Genomic DNA, 15,115 nt, shown 5'->3' on the forward strand with positions numbered 1-15,115 from the left:
TTGCTGAAGTGGCAAACTGTCGGGCATGGACATCGATGACGCGATCGGAACGGCAGGCGCCCGCCTGCGGGCGCTGCGCCGCGACCGCGGCATGACCCTCGCCCAGGTCGAGGAGGCCACCGGCATCTCCACCAGCACGCTGAGCCGGCTGGAGTCCGGCGGCCGGCGCGCCACTCTCGAACTGCTGCTCCCGCTCGCGCGTGTGTACGGCACCACCCTCGACGAGCTGGTGCGGCCGCCCGGCGTGCCCGACCCCCGCGTCCGCGCCCGCCCCATCCGCCGCGACGGGATGACGATGCTCCCGCTCACCCGGCACGCTTCCGGGCTGCAGGCCTACAAGATGGTGCTGCCACCGGGCCGGCGGACCGTGCCGCAGCCGCGCACGCACGAGGGGTACGAGTGGCTGTACGTGCTCAGTGGACGCCTGCGGCTGGTCCTCGGCGACACCGAGACGGTGCTGGAGCCGGGCGAGGCGGCCGAGTTCGACACCCGGATGCCGCACTGGTTCGGCACGCAGGACGGCGGATCGGTGGAAATGCTCTCGCTCTTCGGCGCGCAGGGCGAGCGGGCCCACGTTCGGGCGAGCACGGTGCGTCGCGACTGACCCCCGGCCTCACTCCCTGGCCGTCACTCCTCGGTGAGCGCCTCCTGGGCGGCCTTCGGCAGCTTCCGCACCTTGGTGCGCCGCTTGCGGCGGTCCGGGATCATCGAGCGCATCTCCTCCAGGCGGCCGAAGCAGAGCAGCCGGTCGCCCGGCTCCAGCACAACTCCGCTGCGCGGGTTCGGGATGACGGACGTGCCGCGGTGCAGCGTCAGCGCCGTGATATCGCGCTCCCACAGACCGGAGTCGCGCAGGGTCTTGCCGACGATGTCCGCGTTGGTGTGCACCAGCAGCTCGGCCACGCCGTAGCCGGTGGAGACGCTCAGCCGCTGGCGCACGTCGATCTCCGGGAACGCCACCTGGTTGTCGATGAAGTCGACGATCGCGCCCGCCACATCCAGCCCGGTCGCCCGCTCGATGCCTTCGAGGCCCGGCGAGGAGTTCACCTCCATCACGAGCGGTCCGTCCTTGCCCTCCAGCATGTCGACGCCGGCGACGCGCAGACCCATGATCTGAGCCGAGCGGACGGCCGCCTCCTCGAACTCGGGCGACAGCGCCACCTTCTCGACCGTGCCGCCGCGGTGCACGTTGGAGCGGAACTCGTCGCCGCTCGCCACGCGCCGCATCGCCGCCACCACCCGGTCGCCGACGACGAGCGCGCGGATGTCGCGGCCGCGGCTCTCCGAGATGAAGCTCTGGATGAGCACGTTCTGCTTGGTCGAGTGCAGCGTCTCGATGATCGACTCGGCGATCTTCGCCTCCGGCGCCAGGATGACGCCGATGCCCTGCGTGCCCTCCAGCAGCTTGATGACGACGGGGGCCCCGCCGACCCGCTCGATGGCCATGCGCACGTCGGCGCGGCTGTTCACGAACGCCGTGCGCGGCATCCCGATGCCGTGCCGGGAGAGGATCTGCGTCGCCCGCAGCTTGTCGCGCGAGTTGGTGATGCCGTTCGCGGTGTTCGGCGTGTAGACGTCCATCTGCTCGAACTGCCGCACGACGGCGGTGCCGTAGTACGTGATCGAGTTGCCGATGCGCGGCAGGATGGCGTCGTAGTCGGACAGCAGCCGCCCTCGGTACTGCAGGTCGGGCTCGTCGCCGGAGAGGTCGATGGCGAACCGCAGGGTGTTCAGCACCTTCACCGTGTGGCCGCGCTGCTCGGCGGTGGAGCGCAGCCGCTGCGTCGAGTACGCGTGCGGGGCGCGCGAGAGGATGGCGAGTTTCACGGGGTGCTCCTGCGAAGATGGGGGAATGGCCGACACCCATCTAAACACCGACACGGTCGGCTGGCGCGAGTGGGTGAGCCTTCCCGGTCTCCGGGTGCCGTGGATCAAGGTGAAGGTCGACACGGGGGCCCGCAGTTCGTCGCTCCACGCCTTCGACATCGAGGAGCTCCCGGGCGACCGGGTGCGCTTCCGGGTGCAGCCGTGGCAGGACTCCGACCGGGATGCGGTGACGGCCGAGTGCGCCGTGCACGACCGCCGGGTGGTGCGCAGCTCGTCCGGTCATACGGAGGAGCGCATCGTCGTTCTGCTCGACCTCGTCATCCACGGGCGGACGGTGAGCGCCGAGACGACGCTGACCAACCGCGACCAGATGGGCTTCCGGATGCTGGTCGGGCGCGAGGCCCTCCGCCAGGGCTTCGTGGTCGACCCGGCGCGCTCGTTCCTCGGCGGCCGCGCGCCGCGCGAGGTCCGCCGCCGCAACCGCGGCCGCGACGACGCCTGACCCTTCGCCTCGGCGGCGACTCGTCACGAATCGCGCCCGTTCGTCACGAATCGCGCCCGTTCGTGACGAAACGTCACAGCGGGGAGGCTAATTGAGCGAGCGATAGACCTCGCGACGGTGGCGCGCCTGGAGCACGAGGATCAGCAGTCGATCGTCGTGGATGTCGTAGAGGACCCGGTAGTCGCCGGTCCGGACACGCCAGGTGCCTGCGGCGTCGACGAGCTTCTTCGCGGCGGGCGGCCGCGGTGTCTCGGCAAGCAGCTCGATCACCGCCTGGATGCGGCGCCGCGCCTGCGGTTCGAGCTTCCGGAGATCACGTGCGGCGGCTGGGGCGAGCTCGATCCGGTAGGTCACGCGAGCCCGAGTTCGGCCTTGACCTCATCCCAGGGGACGGGCAGGGCGCCGGTCTCGGCCATCTCGCGGCGGGCCGCCTCCGCGGCCTCCGCGTCATCGAGGTCCTCGAGCCGCTCGAGCAGTCGGTCGAAGTCGTCCGCGCCGACCAGCACGGCGACCCTGCGCCCGCGCCGGGTGAGGGAGACGGCCTCGTGCTGGAAGTGCGCGCGGTCGACAAGTGCGCCGAGCTGCTGCTTGGCCTCCGATACCGAAAGAACGTCCGTCATGCACCAATCGTACCAAATGGTCCATTCGGGCCGATTGGGCGATTCGGTCACAGAAGCGGTTAGTCGCCGAGGCCGAGCTCCCGCCGCCAGTGGGCCAGGAACTCCGCGCCCGCGTCATCGTGGATGGCGTCCCCGATCGTGATGACCTGGTACGGCCGCTCGAGCACGCCGTCGGAGGGGCGGACGTCCACGTGCGCCACCTCGTACCCGGCGTCGTGCACGTAGTCCGCCATCTTGTAGTCGCTACGGGAGTCGCCGATCGAGCGCCAGCGGCGGGGCAGCGGGCCGCGGGCGGCGAAATAGTCGAAGGCGCGCTGGGCGCCGCGGTCCTTGTCGAGCAGCACCGACTCGATGTCGGTGGAGATGATGGTCGGGTCGATCCGGTACGGCACCTCCCCCGACGCGTCGGGCGAGTCCCGGGAGCCGTAGCGGAGTCCGACGCCGAGGCCGGTGAGCGCCTCGAACGCCGCGTCCTGGAAGCGGGACTGCGCCTCGGCGTAGGTCTCCGCGTCCACGTCGGTGCGCTGCTCGACGGAGATCATCGCGCGCTTCGTCTCGTCGAAGAACATCGTGTCGGCGAAGCGGTCGCGCACGAGCGAGCGCACCGCGTCCACCGCCTCGGGCGTGAACGCGACGGTCTCGTCGACCGTGACATCGCCCATCCCGTCGCCCGTGATCGGGGCCCACGCGCCGCCCTTCTCGAACACGCCGAACATCCGCGCGCCGTGCTGCTCCAGCGCCTCGCCGAGGCCGGCGTCGCAGAGCGGGGCGACCACCTGGTGGCGGATGAAGTCGCCCGAACGGCCCGTGATGAACGCGATCGGGACGCCCGCCGCCGCCATCGCGACCAGGTCGGTGACGATGCTGCGGATGGCGATGGTACGGGTCACCGGACTCGCGATGGGTCCGTCCACGTCGAAGAGCAGGCCGAGATTGTGCACAGTCCATTCTCTCCGCTGCGAGAATGGTCGCATGTCGCAGCCCGCCCCCGCAGCCTCCCCGCTGTGGCATCCGGAGGCGCCGAGCACCGTCGCGCACGGCGACAACCTCGAGGTGCTCGCCGGGCTGCCGGACGCGTCCTTCCGTCTGATCTACCTCGACCCGCCCTTCAACACCGGCCGTCCGCAGGCCCGCCAGACCATCACCTCGGTGCGCTCGGAGGGCGGCGCGGGCAGTGTGATCGGGTTCAAGGGCCGCAGCTATGAGCGGATCAAGGGCGACCTTCTGCAGTACGACGACCGGTTCGAGGACTACTGGGGCTTCATGGAGCCGCGGCTCATCGAGGCCTGGCGGGTGCTGGCCGACGACGGGACGCTGTACCTCCACCTCGACTACCGCGAGTCCCACTACGCGAAGGTGCTGCTGGATGCGCTGTTCGGCCGCGAGTCGTTCCTCAACGAGATCATCTGGGCGTACGACTACGGCGCGAAGCCGAAGAACCGGTGGCCGGCCAAGCACGACACGATCCTCGTCTACGTGAAGGACCCGTCGGCGTACCACTTCGACTCGGCGGCGGTCGAGCGCGAGCCGTACATGGCGCCGGGGCTGGTCACGCCCGAGAAGGCGCAGCTCGGCAAGCTCCCGACCGACGTCTGGTGGCACACCATCGTGTCGCCGACCGGGCGCGAGAAGACCGGCTACCCGACCCAGAAGCCGGAGGGCGTGCTCCGCCGCATCGTGCAGGCGTCGAGCGCCGAGGGCGACTGGGTGCTCGACTTCTTCGCCGGCAGCGGCACCACCGGAGCGGTGGCGGCCGCGCTCGGCCGGCGCTTCCTGCTGGTCGACAGCAACCCGGCGGCCATCGCGGTCATGCGCGACCGGCTCGCGTCGGCGGAGCCTGCGGTCCGGTTCGTCGGCTGAGCGGTCCCCGGCTCAGGCGGGACGCTCCGCGTGCGCCTTGAGCGCGCGCATCGTCCGCCTGCTCTCGGCCGCCGCCATCCGCACGAGCACGGGCTGCATCGCCCGGAACACGCCGCGCGTGGTCAGCTCGCCGACGCGCACCACCCGGGTGCGCCCGTCCACCGCGGCCAGGTCGTACCGGATGGACGCGTCGACGCCCCCGGACGGCTTCGCCTGGTGGAAGCGCAGCGAGCGGTCTGGATCCTCCCCGGTCAGCGCGCCGCGCATCCTGCCGACCGTCGTCGAGTCGACGTAGGCGCCGGACCCGTCCGCGGCGCGAGTGCCGAGGTACACGATGGAGTGGCGCAGCCAGCCGGGATAGCCGTCGAGTGTCCGCAATGCGACATACACCTCGTGCGGGGGAGCTGAGATGTCGATGGTGTCCGTGATGGTTCTCATGGCTCAGGAGTAGCCCTCCGCGGCCCCTTCGGGCGAGGGGAATTCCACCCCTGTCCGGCGTTCATCCGGAATTCTCGAAGCGGGGTGTGGAAGGGTTGTCTGCACTATGCGATCGAGCGTCCGTGCCCTGCCCTTCCTCTGGGGCGCGCTGGTGTCGGCGGCGTTGTTCGTCGGCGTGTACGTGGTCTTCGTGCGGAGCTACATCGGGCAGGTGATCGACGAGCGCGCCTTCGCGGGCGCCGACGCCTGGAAGGGCGACCTGATCGAGTTCGCCCACGGCTTCCTCGATGCCCTGCCCGTCGCCTCCGTCGTGATCGGGGCGGTGATCGCCCTCGTCATCGTGCTGGTGCGCCGGAACTGGCTGGTGTTCGCGGTCGCGGTCGGTGCCGCGGCCGGCGCGAACGTGAGCACGCAGGTGCTCAAGTACACCGTCCTCTCGCGGCCGGAGAAGGGGGTGGATGTCGGCCTCGCCAACTCCCTCCCCTCCGGGCACACCGCGGTCGCCGCGTCGGCGGCGCTCGTGGTGTTCCTGCTGGCGGCGCCGCGCTTCCGGCCGCTCGCCGCGGTGGTCGGGTCCCTGTTCACGATCGCCGCGGGCGCGTCCACGCTGGTGGAGCAGTGGCACCGGCCGAGCGATGTGGTGGCGGGGATGCTGGTGGTCGCGTTCTGGGGCTGCCTGGCCGGGATCGTGCTCGCCTGGCTGCGGCTCCCTGGCGCCGAACCGCCGGTGCGCAGCAAGCTCTGGCCGCTGGTCTGGGTCGGCGGCGTGTGCGCGGCCGGGTCCGTCGTGGCGCTGCTGATCACGTACTTCTCGGCGCAGTCGGGCACGGAGCACCTCTTCGTCGCCTACGCGGGCGGCGTCGCCGCGATCGTCGCCACCGGCTTCGTCGTCGCGGCCGTCGGCAACCGCCTCTACCGCCGTCTGGCGTGACCCGCGGCCGTCCGTCCGGCTGAGGTCAGGCCTTCGCGCGCAGGTTCTCCGCGATCTTGGCGAGCGACGCGTCGAGCGCCTGCTGCATCCCGTCGAACTCCTGCGTCGTGTGGATGCTGAGTTCCACGCCGTCGTCGGTGAGCCGCAGCGAGCCGTGGTAGTCGTGCGGTCCCGGTGCCGACCAGCGCACCTCGCGGGCGGCGCGGTCGACGTCGAAGGCGGCCTCCGAGGTGACGGTCTCGTCCTCGCCGTCGCGGTCGGCGTCGACGTGGGCGGTGGTCTCCACCTTGCCGTCGGGGAGCTCGTGCGCCTCGGTCACGCGCGGGAAGTAGGCGGGCAGGTTCTCGGGGTCGGAGATGTAGTCGAGGTACTCGTCGGCGTCGCCCTCGAGGCTTCTGGTCGCAGTGTAGGTTGCCATGCCCGCGACCGTACGCCGTCTCCTGCCCCCTGCCCACCGTCGAGTCCGCGAAGACTTCACGCGACACGCCGCTCAGCCGGGCAGTCTTCGCGGACTCGACGGTGGGCGGAGCGGGGTCAGGTGCTCTGGCGGATGACGAGCTCGGTGGGGAGGAGGGTGACGCGGTCGACGGGTTCGCCGGCCAGGCGGCGGACGAGGACGCGGGCCATCGTCTCGCCGAGGCCGATCGACGGCTGGTGCACCGTGGTGAGCGGCGGCGTCGACATCAGGCCGAAGCTGTCGTCGTCGTAGCCGACCACGGCCACGTCTCCCGGGATGCCGAGCCCGGCCTCGTGGATCGCCGAGTACGCGCCCGCCGCCATCTGGTCGTTGGCGGCGAAGAGTCCGTCGATCGGGCGGCCCGCGGCGAGCAGCCGGCGCATCGCCTCCAGGCCCGACGCGGGTGAGAAGTCGCCGTACGCGACCTGCGACGCGTCGAGTCCCGCTGCATCCATCGCCTGCTTCCACCCCGTGAAGCGGTCGAGGCCGGCGGGCATGTCCTGCGGGCCGGTGATCAGCGCGATGTTCCTGCGCCCGCGCTCGATGAGGTGCTCGGTGGCGACACGCGCGCCGGCGACGTTGTCCACATCCACGTAGTAGGAGGCGTGCTGGCTCTCGCTCACCGGCCGGCCGCCGAAGACCAGCGGCAGGGAGGTGCCCAGCTGCGCGTACGAGTGGTCGCCGGAGTGGTGCGAGACGACCAGGGCGCCGTCGACGTTGCCGCCCATCAGGTACCGGCGGGTCTTGTCGGGGTTGGTCTCCGACGAGATCACCATGTTGAGCGTGTACTCGGTGTCGGCGAGGCTCAGCGCGACGCCCTGCACGATGGAGGCGAAGAACGGGTCGGCGAACACCTTCGCCGTCGACTCCGGCACCACGAGCGCGATCACCTGCGTGCGCCGCGACGCCAGCGAGCGCGCCGCGCGGTTCGGTACGTAGTTGAGGTCGGCGATCGCGCGCTCCACGGCGGCGACTACCTCGGCGGTGACCTTGGGGGAGCCGTTCACGACGCGGGAGACCGTCGCGCGTGAGACGCCGGCGCGCGCGGCGACAGCCTCCAGCGTGGGCACCACTCGGCCCGCCACCTGCTCTGTCGTCATGGGGTCTCCTCGTCGTCCGCGTCCATGCTAGACGCGGGACGCCGTCGCCTCGCCCACCGCCTCCCCGGCCCGTGCTTCGGCGATCACCCGGGCGAAGGCGCGTCCCGAGTCCTTGACGGTGCGCACCTGCGTCCCGTAGTCGACCCGGACGATGCCGAACCGCTTCGCGTACCCCCACGCCCACTCGAAGTTGTCGAGCAGCGACCAGACGAAGTATCCGCGCACGTCGGCGCCCTCGTCGATCGCCCGGCCGACCGCGTCGATGTGCGCGAGGACGTACGCCTCCCGGTCGAGGTCGTGCACCGCGCCGTCCTCGGCGACCACGTCGTCGTAGGAGGCGCCGTTCTCGGTGATGTACAGCGGCGGGAGGGTCGGGTACTCGCCGGTGAGCCGCACCAGCAGGGCGCGCAGCCCGTCCGGGTTCACCTCCCAGCCCATGGCGGTGGTGGGCAGGTGACGGGACGGGAAGGTCACGTACTCGCTGCCGACGAACGGCGACGACGTCGGTCGCGGTGTCGGGGTGACGGCCGCCGGCTCGTCGGACCCGAGCGGATGCCCGCTGACGTTGTCGTCGTGGTAGTGGTTCACGCCGAGGAAGTCGAGCGGCTGCGCGATCGTCGCGAGGTCGCCGTCGTGCACGAGCTCCTCGAACCGGTGCTCGCGCACATCCTCCAGCACGTCGGCGGGGTAGGCGCCGAGCAGCAGCGGCTCGAGGAACATGCGGTTCCACAGCCCGTCGATGCGGCGCGCGGCCTCCCGGTCGACCGGATCCGCGGGGTCGTTCGGCACGGCGGTGGTCAGGTTGAGCGTGATGCCGAGCCGCAGCGACTCCGTCCGGCCCTCCGCCTCCGCGAGCGAGCGCAGCTCGGCGGCGGCGAGCCCGTGCGCCAGGTGCTGGTGGTGGAGAGCGGCGAGCGCCGCCCGCGGCTCCTGCCGGCCGGGTGCGTGCTCCCCGCCGGCGTAGGCGATGAGCGACGAGCAGAGCGGCTCGTTGAACGTCGTCCAGTGGTCGACCCGGTCGCCGAGCGCGTGGTAGACCGCCACCGCGTAGTCGCGGAAGCGGTACGCGGTGTCCCGGTTCGCCCATCCGCCCTTCTCCTCGAGCGCCTGCGGCAGGTCCCAGTGGTACAGGGTCAGCCAGGGCAGGATGCCCGCGCCGAGCAGCTCGTCGACCAGCCGGTCGTAGAAGGCGAGGCCGGCCGCGTTGACCGTGCGGTCGCCGGGCTTCACCCGGGCCCAGGAGGTCGAGAACCGGTACGACTGCAGGCCGAGCGACGCCATCAGCGCGACGTCCTCCGGCATGAGGTGGTAGTGGTCGACCGCGACCTCGGGGGTGTCCCCTCCGGCGATCGCGCCGGGGACGCGCGCGAACGCGTCCCAGATCGAGTCCTCCTTGCCGTCCTCGTGGGCGGCGCCCTCGATCTGCGCGGCGGCGGTGGCCGACCCCCAGAGGAAGCCGGCGGGCCAGGTGCGGTTCATTCTCAGCCTTTCACCGCGCCGGCCATGATGCCGGAGACCAGCTGCCGGCCGGCGAGCACGAAGAGGATCAACAGGGGGATGGTGGCGAGCACGGCGCCCGCGAGCACGATCGAGTAGTCGACGTACTTCGCCGACTGCAGCTGGCTGAGCGCCACCTGCAGCGTCGGGTTCTGCGGCGCGACGAGGAGCGGCCAGAGGTAGTCCGTCCACGCGGTCATGAAGGTGAAGAGACCGAGGATCGCCATGGCCGGCCGCGCGGCGGGGACGCCGACGTGCCAGAACGTGCGGATCATGTTGGCGCCGTCCACGCGGGCCGCCTCGATCAGCTCCTCGGGGATGACATCGACGAGGTACTGGCGCATGAAGAAGACGCCGAACGCCGTGACGAGGGTCGGCACGATGACCGCTCCGAGCGTCCCGGTCCAGCCGAACTGCTTCATCACCATGAACAGCGGGATGATGCCGAGCTGCGTCGGGACGGCGAGCGTCGCCACCACGAAGACCATCAGGCCCTCGCGGCCTCGGAAGCGCAGCTTCGCGAACGCGTAGCCCGCGAGCGTCGAGAACGCGACGACCGAGACGGTGATGACCGACGCGACGATGATCGAGTTGCCGAGCGCCAGCCAGAACGGGACGGTGTCGAGCACCTGGCCGACGTTCGTCCAGAACTGCCCGCCCGGCAGCAGGGGCGGCCAGGTGGAGGTGAGCACGGTACTGTTCGAGGAGCCGGCGACGAACGACCACCACAGCGGGTACGCGCCGCCGATGAACAGGGCGAGCAGGATCCCGTAGGTGAGGAAGCCGGGGCGGCGGTCGATGCCGAGCGCCTTGCGCTTCGGCGCCCGCGCAGTCTGCTCGGTGCGAGCGGGACGGGTGGTGGTGGCGGTCATACGTTCTTCTCCTCGCTCGCGGCGGCCAGGATGCGCGACGCCTGCAGGCGTTTCGCGGTCCTCCTGCGATGCAGGCGGGTCTCGGTGGAGGCGATGCGGCGCGAGATCAGGAAGTTGAGCACGCCGAACACCACGATCAGCAGGAACAGCAGCCACGCGATCGCGGAGGCCTTGCCGAAGTTCTGCCGGTTGAAGGCCATGTCCCACAGGTAGAGCACGGTCGTCTGGTACTGCCGCTGCGGCCCGCCGGGCACGGCGCTCGACGGGTTGAACAGCTTCGGCTCCGTGAAGATCTGCAGGCCGCCGATGGTCGCCGTGATGATGACGAAGATCATGGTCGGGCGGATGCTCGGCAGCGTGATCGAGAAGAACCGGCGGAACGACCCGGCGCCGTCGAGGGCGGCCGACTCGTGGATGTCGCGCGGCACCGCCTGCATGGCGGCCAGCAGGATGAGGGCGTTGTAGCCGGTCCAGCGCCAGTTGACCATGGAGGCGATGGCGACGTGCGACGGGAACGTCTGCGTCTTCCACATCACAGGGTCGAGGCCGATGGCCTGCAGGATGTTGTTGATCAGCCCGTACTTCTCGTCGAATGCGCTCGAGAAGATCAGCGTGACGGCGACCGGGGTGACGACGTAGGGGAGCAGCACGCTCATCCGCCAGAAGGTCTTGGCGCGGATGTTCTGATCGAGGATGGCCGCGATGAAGACGGCGGCGATCAGCTGCGGGATGGCGGAGAGCAGGAAGATGCTGATCGTGTTGAACAGCGAGTTCCAGAAGAACGGGTCGCTCAGCTCCGCCGCGTAGTTCTTGAAGCCGACCCACTCGCCGGGGCCCGTGAGCAGGTTCCAGTTGTTCAGCGAGACGACGAACGTGTAGATGAGCGGGAACAGGCCGACGAGCCCGAACAGGATGAAGAAGGGTGCGACGTAGAAGTACGGCGACGCCTTCACGTCGAAGCGGCTGAGCCGCTGCTTGAAGCTGAGGTCGCCGCGGCCGGAGCGCCCGCGCGACGTGGTGGGCGCGGCGGGTGCGGCGTCGCGGGTGGCGGTGGTGGTCATTGCGGATCTCCCGTGGTTCGGGCCCCCGCCGCGCGCGGAGCGCAACGGGGGCCCGGGTGTTCGGTTCGGGTTACTTGTTGACCACGAGCTGGTCGAGCAGCTTCATGGCGTTGTCCCACGCCTGGTCGCCGTTCGCCTTCTTGGAGTCGAGCTCCTGGACGGACGGGCCGAAGACCTGCGACTGGATGACCGAGTCGTCCGGTCCCTTGTACTGGGCGACGACGCCCTTCGCGCGCTCCCCGAGGATCTGGCCGATGGGCGCGTTGTTGAAGAACTTCGTCAGGTCGCTCTCACCGGTGACGCCCGAGTCCGTCTGGGCCTCGGTCACCGACGGGAAGGTGCCGGCCGCCTGGAAGGTCTGAACCTGCGACTTCGCGGTGGTCAGCCACGCGGCGAGGGCCGCGGCCTCCTTCGGGTGCTTCGACTGCTTCGGGACCGTCAGGAACGATCCGCCCCAGTTGGCCGCGCCGCCCGGGAACACGTTGGCGAAGTCCCAGCCGGTGGCCGCGTTCCCGCCGCCCGCCTCGACCTGGCCCTTGACCACGCCGAGCATCCAGCCCGGGCAGACGAACGTGGCGAACGAGCCGTCGGTGAACGCCTTGCCCTTGCCCCAGTCCCACTGGGTCTGGTTGGAGGACAGGCCCGCCGCGGCGCCGCCGGCCAGCTTCGACCACAGCGCCTTGAGGTCGCTGTTGTCCTTGATGTTGAGCTTGCCGTCCTTGGTGTAGTAGCCCTCCGGCTGCTGGTTCACCATGGCGTTCCAGATGAAGCCGGACTGGTCGTACCAGGCCTTGCCGGTGGCGGCGTGGTACTGCTCGCCGACCTTGAAGAAGTCGTCCCAGGTGGCGTTGGTGCCGCCGAACAGCTTCGCGACCGAGTCGCGGTCGCTCGGCAGGCCGGCCGCGGCGAACAGCTTGCCGTTGTAGCAGAGGCCCTCCGGTCCGATGTCGGTGCCGTAGCCGATGATGCGGCCGTTCTTGTCGGTGGCCTGCTTCAGCTTCCAGTCGACCCAGCGGCTCTTGATGTCGTTCGCGCCGTAGTCCTTGAGGTCGTTGAACTGGTCGGAGACCTGCATGACCTTCGAGAGCCAGCCCTCTTCGACGGCCTGGACGTCGGGGAGGCCGCTGCCGGCCGCCTGCTTGGTCTGCCAGTCGGTGAGCGCGTTGTCACCGGTGTCGATGTTGGTGGCCTTGATCTTGATGTTCGGGTGCTCCTTCTCGTACTGCGAGTAGAGCTTGTCGAAGCCCATCGTGCCGAACGTGGTGACGGTCAGCGTGATCGGGTCCGAGCTGGAACCGCTGCCGCCGCTCGATGAGCAGCCTGCTGCGATCAGGGCGAAGGATGCTGCGCCGGCGACGGCCGCAGCGATCCTCGTGCGTCGTGAGAGTTTCACGGGTTCACTCCTTTGTGCGTGGGTCTGTGCGCCTGGTGCGCGCTGAGAGCGCTCTCATGCGATGGGCGTGAGAGCGCTCTCACGCGTTGCAGGAGAATCTAGAACGCCCTCCCGGGTCGTGTCAAGTCCCAGTGTGGTCGCGCTCTCATCCGCGCCGTTCCGGTGTTTTGTCCGAAACGGGCCCGCCCGTAGACTCCGTCAGGCGCGACACGCCGTCACGCCGGGGGATGACGGCGTGTCGCGTCCCCTCGTCGTACGGGGAACGGCCGCCACCCCGAGGGGCGACGGCCGTTCAGTGCGGAGCGGGATGCGGTCAGTCGGTCGCCGGCCGCGGGCGCTGGGCCCGCGTGGAGGCGGTGTCGACACCCGGCTCGACGAGCGCGCCGAACTCGTTCGCCGCTCGGGTCGCGAGGATTCCGGTGTCGTACTCCTCGTCGTCGTCCTCCGACAGCGATGCGTACGCACCGACCGGCTCGCGCTCGGCGTTCTTGGCCTCCTCGGCCGCGGCCGCGTCGTCCGCCGCCTCCTGCAGCGCCGACTTGGCCCGCAGCGGAGGGGTCCGGAAGAACAGCGAGAGCACGAACGCGATCAGGACCACGATCATCGCGACCCAGTAGACCTGCACCGCCGACGCGTTGAACGCCACCAGGAACGGCTTCGACAGCCGCGGGTCGGCGGAGTTCAGGAACGACGTGTCGTTGATGTCGGAGGTGCTGGACGCGGAGTCGGACTTCTTCAGCTGCGTCTGCAGCGTCGGGACCAGCGTGTCCACGAACGCCGTGCGGGCGGCCGGATCGCTGAAGTCCAGCGTGACCGTGCCGTCGGCGGCGACCTTGGCGTACGGGGCGCTGGTGGCCAGCGCCTTCTGTGCGCCCGCGATCGCCTGCTGCTTCGCGGCGGCCTCTGCGGCGGGCTGGGCGGCCGCCGGGATGGCGCCGGAGGCGACACCCTGCGCAACCGCCTGCGTGGCCTTGTCGAGCCCGGCCGTCACCTGCGCCTGGATCTTCTGCTGCGCGCCGTCCGTGGCCTTGGTCACGATCGGGTCGTAGATCTTGTCCATGATCTGCTTGTTCTCGGAGGCGTTCGCCACCTCCGGCGTCAGCGCCGCATCCATGGCCGCCGTCAGCGTCGGGGTGTCCGTCAGCGACGACTTGATGTTCGTCGGGAACACCGTGAACAGCAGAGAGAGCAGCACGGCCGTGCCGAGCGTTCCACCGATCTGGCGGAAGAACGTGGACGCACTGGTCGCCACACCCATGTCGCGCAGGCCCACCGAGTTCTGGCTGGCGATCGTGAGCGTCTGCATGAGCTGACCGAGGCCGAGACCGATGAGCAGCATCGCACCCGCGATGAACCAGTACGAGTCGCCGTACTTCAGGAACGTCAGGTAGAAGAACCCGCCGGCGAGCATCGCGGTGCCGATGATCGGGAACTGCCGGTAACGGCCGGTGCGCGCGATGATCTGGCCAGACACGATGGAGGACACCATCAGGCCGAGGATCATCGGCAGCAGCTGGAGGCCGGACACCGTCGGAGACGACCCGAGCACGATCTGCAGGTAGAGCGGGAGGGTCAGCATGGCGCCGAACATCCCGAAGCCGACCAGCACGCCGATGACCGTGGCCATCGAGAAGGTGCTGGAGCGGAACAGCTTGATCGGGATGAGCGCGTCGTCCTTCATCGCGATCTCGATGAGGATGAACGCGATGATGCCGATGCCGCCTATCACGTAGCAGGCGATCGCGGCCGGGCTGTCCCAGCCCCAGTCGCGGCCCTGCTCGGCCACCAGGAGCAGCGGAACGAGCGCGACGATGACACCCGCGGCGCCCCACCAGTCGATGCGGGCGGATCCGCGCGAACGCTTCGGCAGGTGCAGGAAGCGGAGCACCATCCCGAGCGCGATGATGCCGATCGGGACGTTGATCAGGAACACCCAACGCCAGCCGGCGATCCACAGGATCTGGTCGGCGCCGGCGAACAGGCCGCCCACCAGCGGGCCGATCAGGCTGGAGATGCCGAAGACGGCGAGGAAGTATCCCTGGTACTTGGCGCGCTCGCGCGGGGCGAGCATGTCGCCCATGATCGCCAGCGGCATCGACATCAGACCGCCGGCGCCGAGGCCCTGGATGGCCCGGAACGCCGCCAGCTCGAGCATCGAGGTCGAGAAGGAGGCGAGGATCGAGCCGACGATGAAGATGACGATCGCGATGATGAACAGCGGTCGCCGGCCGAAGATGTCGGAGAGCTTGCCGTAGATCGGCGTCGAGATCGTCGACAGGATCAGGTAGCCCGTGGTGACCCAGGCCTGCTGGCTGAGGCCGTGCAGGTCGTCGCCGATGGTGCGGATGGCGGTTCCGACCACGGTCTGGTCGAGGGCGGAGAGGAACATGCCGGCCATGAGGCCGAAGATCACGAAGAGGATCTCGCGATGCGACATGATCGGTTTGGGAGCGGCGGTCGCCGCGCTGGTCTGACTGGACATCTGTCTCCGGGTCGAGAGTCGGGTGAAGGGACGCCCGGCACGCGGAGCGTCACACCGGTGTGGGGCAAAAGAATT

Annotated in this window: 16 protein-coding genes; 4 read left to right on the forward strand and 12 right to left on the reverse strand. The window is 69.9% G+C overall.

Annotated features, from left to right (window positions below):
- Nucleotides 1-25: 25 nt before the first annotated feature.
- A complete protein-coding gene (locus tag HNO83_RS16680; RefSeq protein ID WP_175338652.1) occupies nt 26-604 on the forward strand; it encodes an XRE family transcriptional regulator in 579 nt (192 codons plus the stop codon).
- Nucleotides 605-627: 23 nt separating this feature from the next.
- Here HNO83_RS16680 and rimK read toward each other — a convergent pair whose 3' ends face one another.
- Nucleotides 628-1,827 (reverse strand): 30S ribosomal protein S6--L-glutamate ligase, encoded by a 1,200-nt coding sequence (gene rimK, locus HNO83_RS16685; protein ID WP_175338653.1) that lies wholly within the window; start codon nt 1,825-1,827, stop codon nt 628-630.
- Between the two features lie 25 nt (nt 1,828-1,852).
- Between rimK and HNO83_RS16690 the strand changes: the two genes are divergently transcribed.
- Nucleotides 1,853-2,329, forward strand: a complete 477-nt coding sequence (locus HNO83_RS16690) for an ATP-dependent zinc protease family protein (protein WP_175338654.1) — start codon at nt 1,853-1,855, stop codon at nt 2,327-2,329.
- A gap of 87 nt (nt 2,330-2,416) precedes the next feature.
- Here HNO83_RS16690 and HNO83_RS16695 read toward each other — a convergent pair whose 3' ends face one another.
- Genes HNO83_RS16695 through HNO83_RS16705 form a run of 3 tightly spaced genes read right to left on the reverse strand, consistent with a single transcriptional unit; the run spans nt 2,417 to nt 3,890 of the window.
- Nucleotides 2,417-2,683, reverse strand: a complete 267-nt coding sequence (locus HNO83_RS16695; RefSeq protein WP_175338655.1) for a type II toxin-antitoxin system RelE family toxin — start codon at nt 2,681-2,683, stop codon at nt 2,417-2,419.
- Nucleotides 2,680-2,949, reverse strand: a complete 270-nt coding sequence (locus HNO83_RS16700; RefSeq protein ID WP_175338656.1) for a type II toxin-antitoxin system Phd/YefM family antitoxin — start codon at nt 2,947-2,949, stop codon at nt 2,680-2,682. Before HNO83_RS16700 ends, HNO83_RS16695 begins: the two co-directional genes overlap by 4 nt.
- A gap of 59 nt (nt 2,950-3,008) precedes the next feature.
- Nucleotides 3,009-3,890 (reverse strand): hypothetical protein, encoded by an 882-nt coding sequence (locus HNO83_RS16705; RefSeq protein WP_175338657.1) that lies wholly within the window; start codon nt 3,888-3,890, stop codon nt 3,009-3,011.
- Nucleotides 3,891-3,921: 31 nt separating this feature from the next.
- Between HNO83_RS16705 and HNO83_RS16710 the strand changes: the two genes are divergently transcribed.
- Nucleotides 3,922-4,809 carry a DNA-methyltransferase gene (locus HNO83_RS16710; RefSeq protein ID WP_175338658.1) on the forward strand — a complete coding sequence of 296 codons (888 nt, stop codon included), beginning with the start codon at nt 3,922-3,924 and terminating at the stop codon, nt 4,807-4,809.
- A 12-nt stretch (nt 4,810-4,821) separates the two neighbouring features.
- Here the strand turns inward: HNO83_RS16710 and HNO83_RS16715 are convergent, their stop codons facing one another.
- Entirely contained in the window at nt 4,822-5,247 is a 426-nt protein-coding gene (locus tag HNO83_RS16715; protein WP_175338659.1) for an SRPBCC family protein, read from the reverse strand.
- A gap of 106 nt (nt 5,248-5,353) precedes the next feature.
- Here HNO83_RS16715 and HNO83_RS16720 point away from each other — a divergent pair, with 106 nt between their 5' ends.
- Entirely contained in the window at nt 5,354-6,178 is an 825-nt protein-coding gene (locus HNO83_RS16720; protein ID WP_175338660.1) for a phosphatase PAP2 family protein, read from the forward strand.
- A 25-nt stretch (nt 6,179-6,203) separates the two neighbouring features.
- Here HNO83_RS16720 and HNO83_RS16725 read toward each other — a convergent pair whose 3' ends face one another.
- From HNO83_RS16725 to HNO83_RS16755, 7 genes are all read right to left on the reverse strand, one after another.
- Complete coding sequence (locus HNO83_RS16725) at nt 6,204-6,596, reverse strand: SRPBCC family protein (protein ID WP_175338661.1); 393 nt, start codon at nt 6,594-6,596, stop codon at nt 6,204-6,206.
- Between the two features lie 116 nt (nt 6,597-6,712).
- Nucleotides 6,713-7,735 carry a LacI family DNA-binding transcriptional regulator gene (locus HNO83_RS16730; RefSeq protein ID WP_175338662.1) on the reverse strand — a complete coding sequence of 341 codons (1,023 nt, stop codon included), beginning with the start codon at nt 7,733-7,735 and terminating at the stop codon, nt 6,713-6,715.
- A gap of 27 nt (nt 7,736-7,762) precedes the next feature.
- Nucleotides 7,763-9,214, reverse strand: coding sequence for a GH1 family beta-glucosidase (locus tag HNO83_RS16735; protein ID WP_175338663.1), 1,452 nt, complete (start codon nt 9,212-9,214; stop codon nt 7,763-7,765).
- Nucleotides 9,215-9,216: 2 nt separating this feature from the next.
- The gene (locus HNO83_RS16740) at nt 9,217-10,104 is read right to left on the reverse strand and encodes a carbohydrate ABC transporter permease (RefSeq protein WP_175338664.1); all 888 of its coding nucleotides are present in this window, start codon (nt 10,102-10,104) and stop codon (nt 9,217-9,219) included.
- Nucleotides 10,101-11,165: a carbohydrate ABC transporter permease gene (locus tag HNO83_RS16745; protein WP_175338665.1), complete on the reverse strand. Its 1,065-nt coding sequence runs from the start codon at nt 11,163-11,165 to the stop codon at nt 10,101-10,103. The genes HNO83_RS16740 and HNO83_RS16745 overlap by 4 nt, the downstream gene beginning before the upstream one ends.
- Nucleotides 11,166-11,235: 70 nt before the next feature.
- Complete coding sequence (locus HNO83_RS16750) at nt 11,236-12,558, reverse strand: ABC transporter substrate-binding protein (RefSeq protein ID WP_175338666.1); 1,323 nt, start codon at nt 12,556-12,558, stop codon at nt 11,236-11,238.
- Nucleotides 12,559-12,871: 313 nt separating this feature from the next.
- Nucleotides 12,872-15,040, reverse strand: a complete 2,169-nt coding sequence (locus HNO83_RS16755) for an MDR family MFS transporter (protein WP_175338667.1) — start codon at nt 15,038-15,040, stop codon at nt 12,872-12,874.
- Between the last annotated feature and the right edge of the window lie 75 nt (nt 15,041-15,115).

This window comes from Leifsonia sp. C5G2, from assembly GCF_013359685.1.
Taxonomy (GTDB): Bacteria; Actinomycetota; Actinomycetes; order Actinomycetales; family Microbacteriaceae; genus Leifsonia.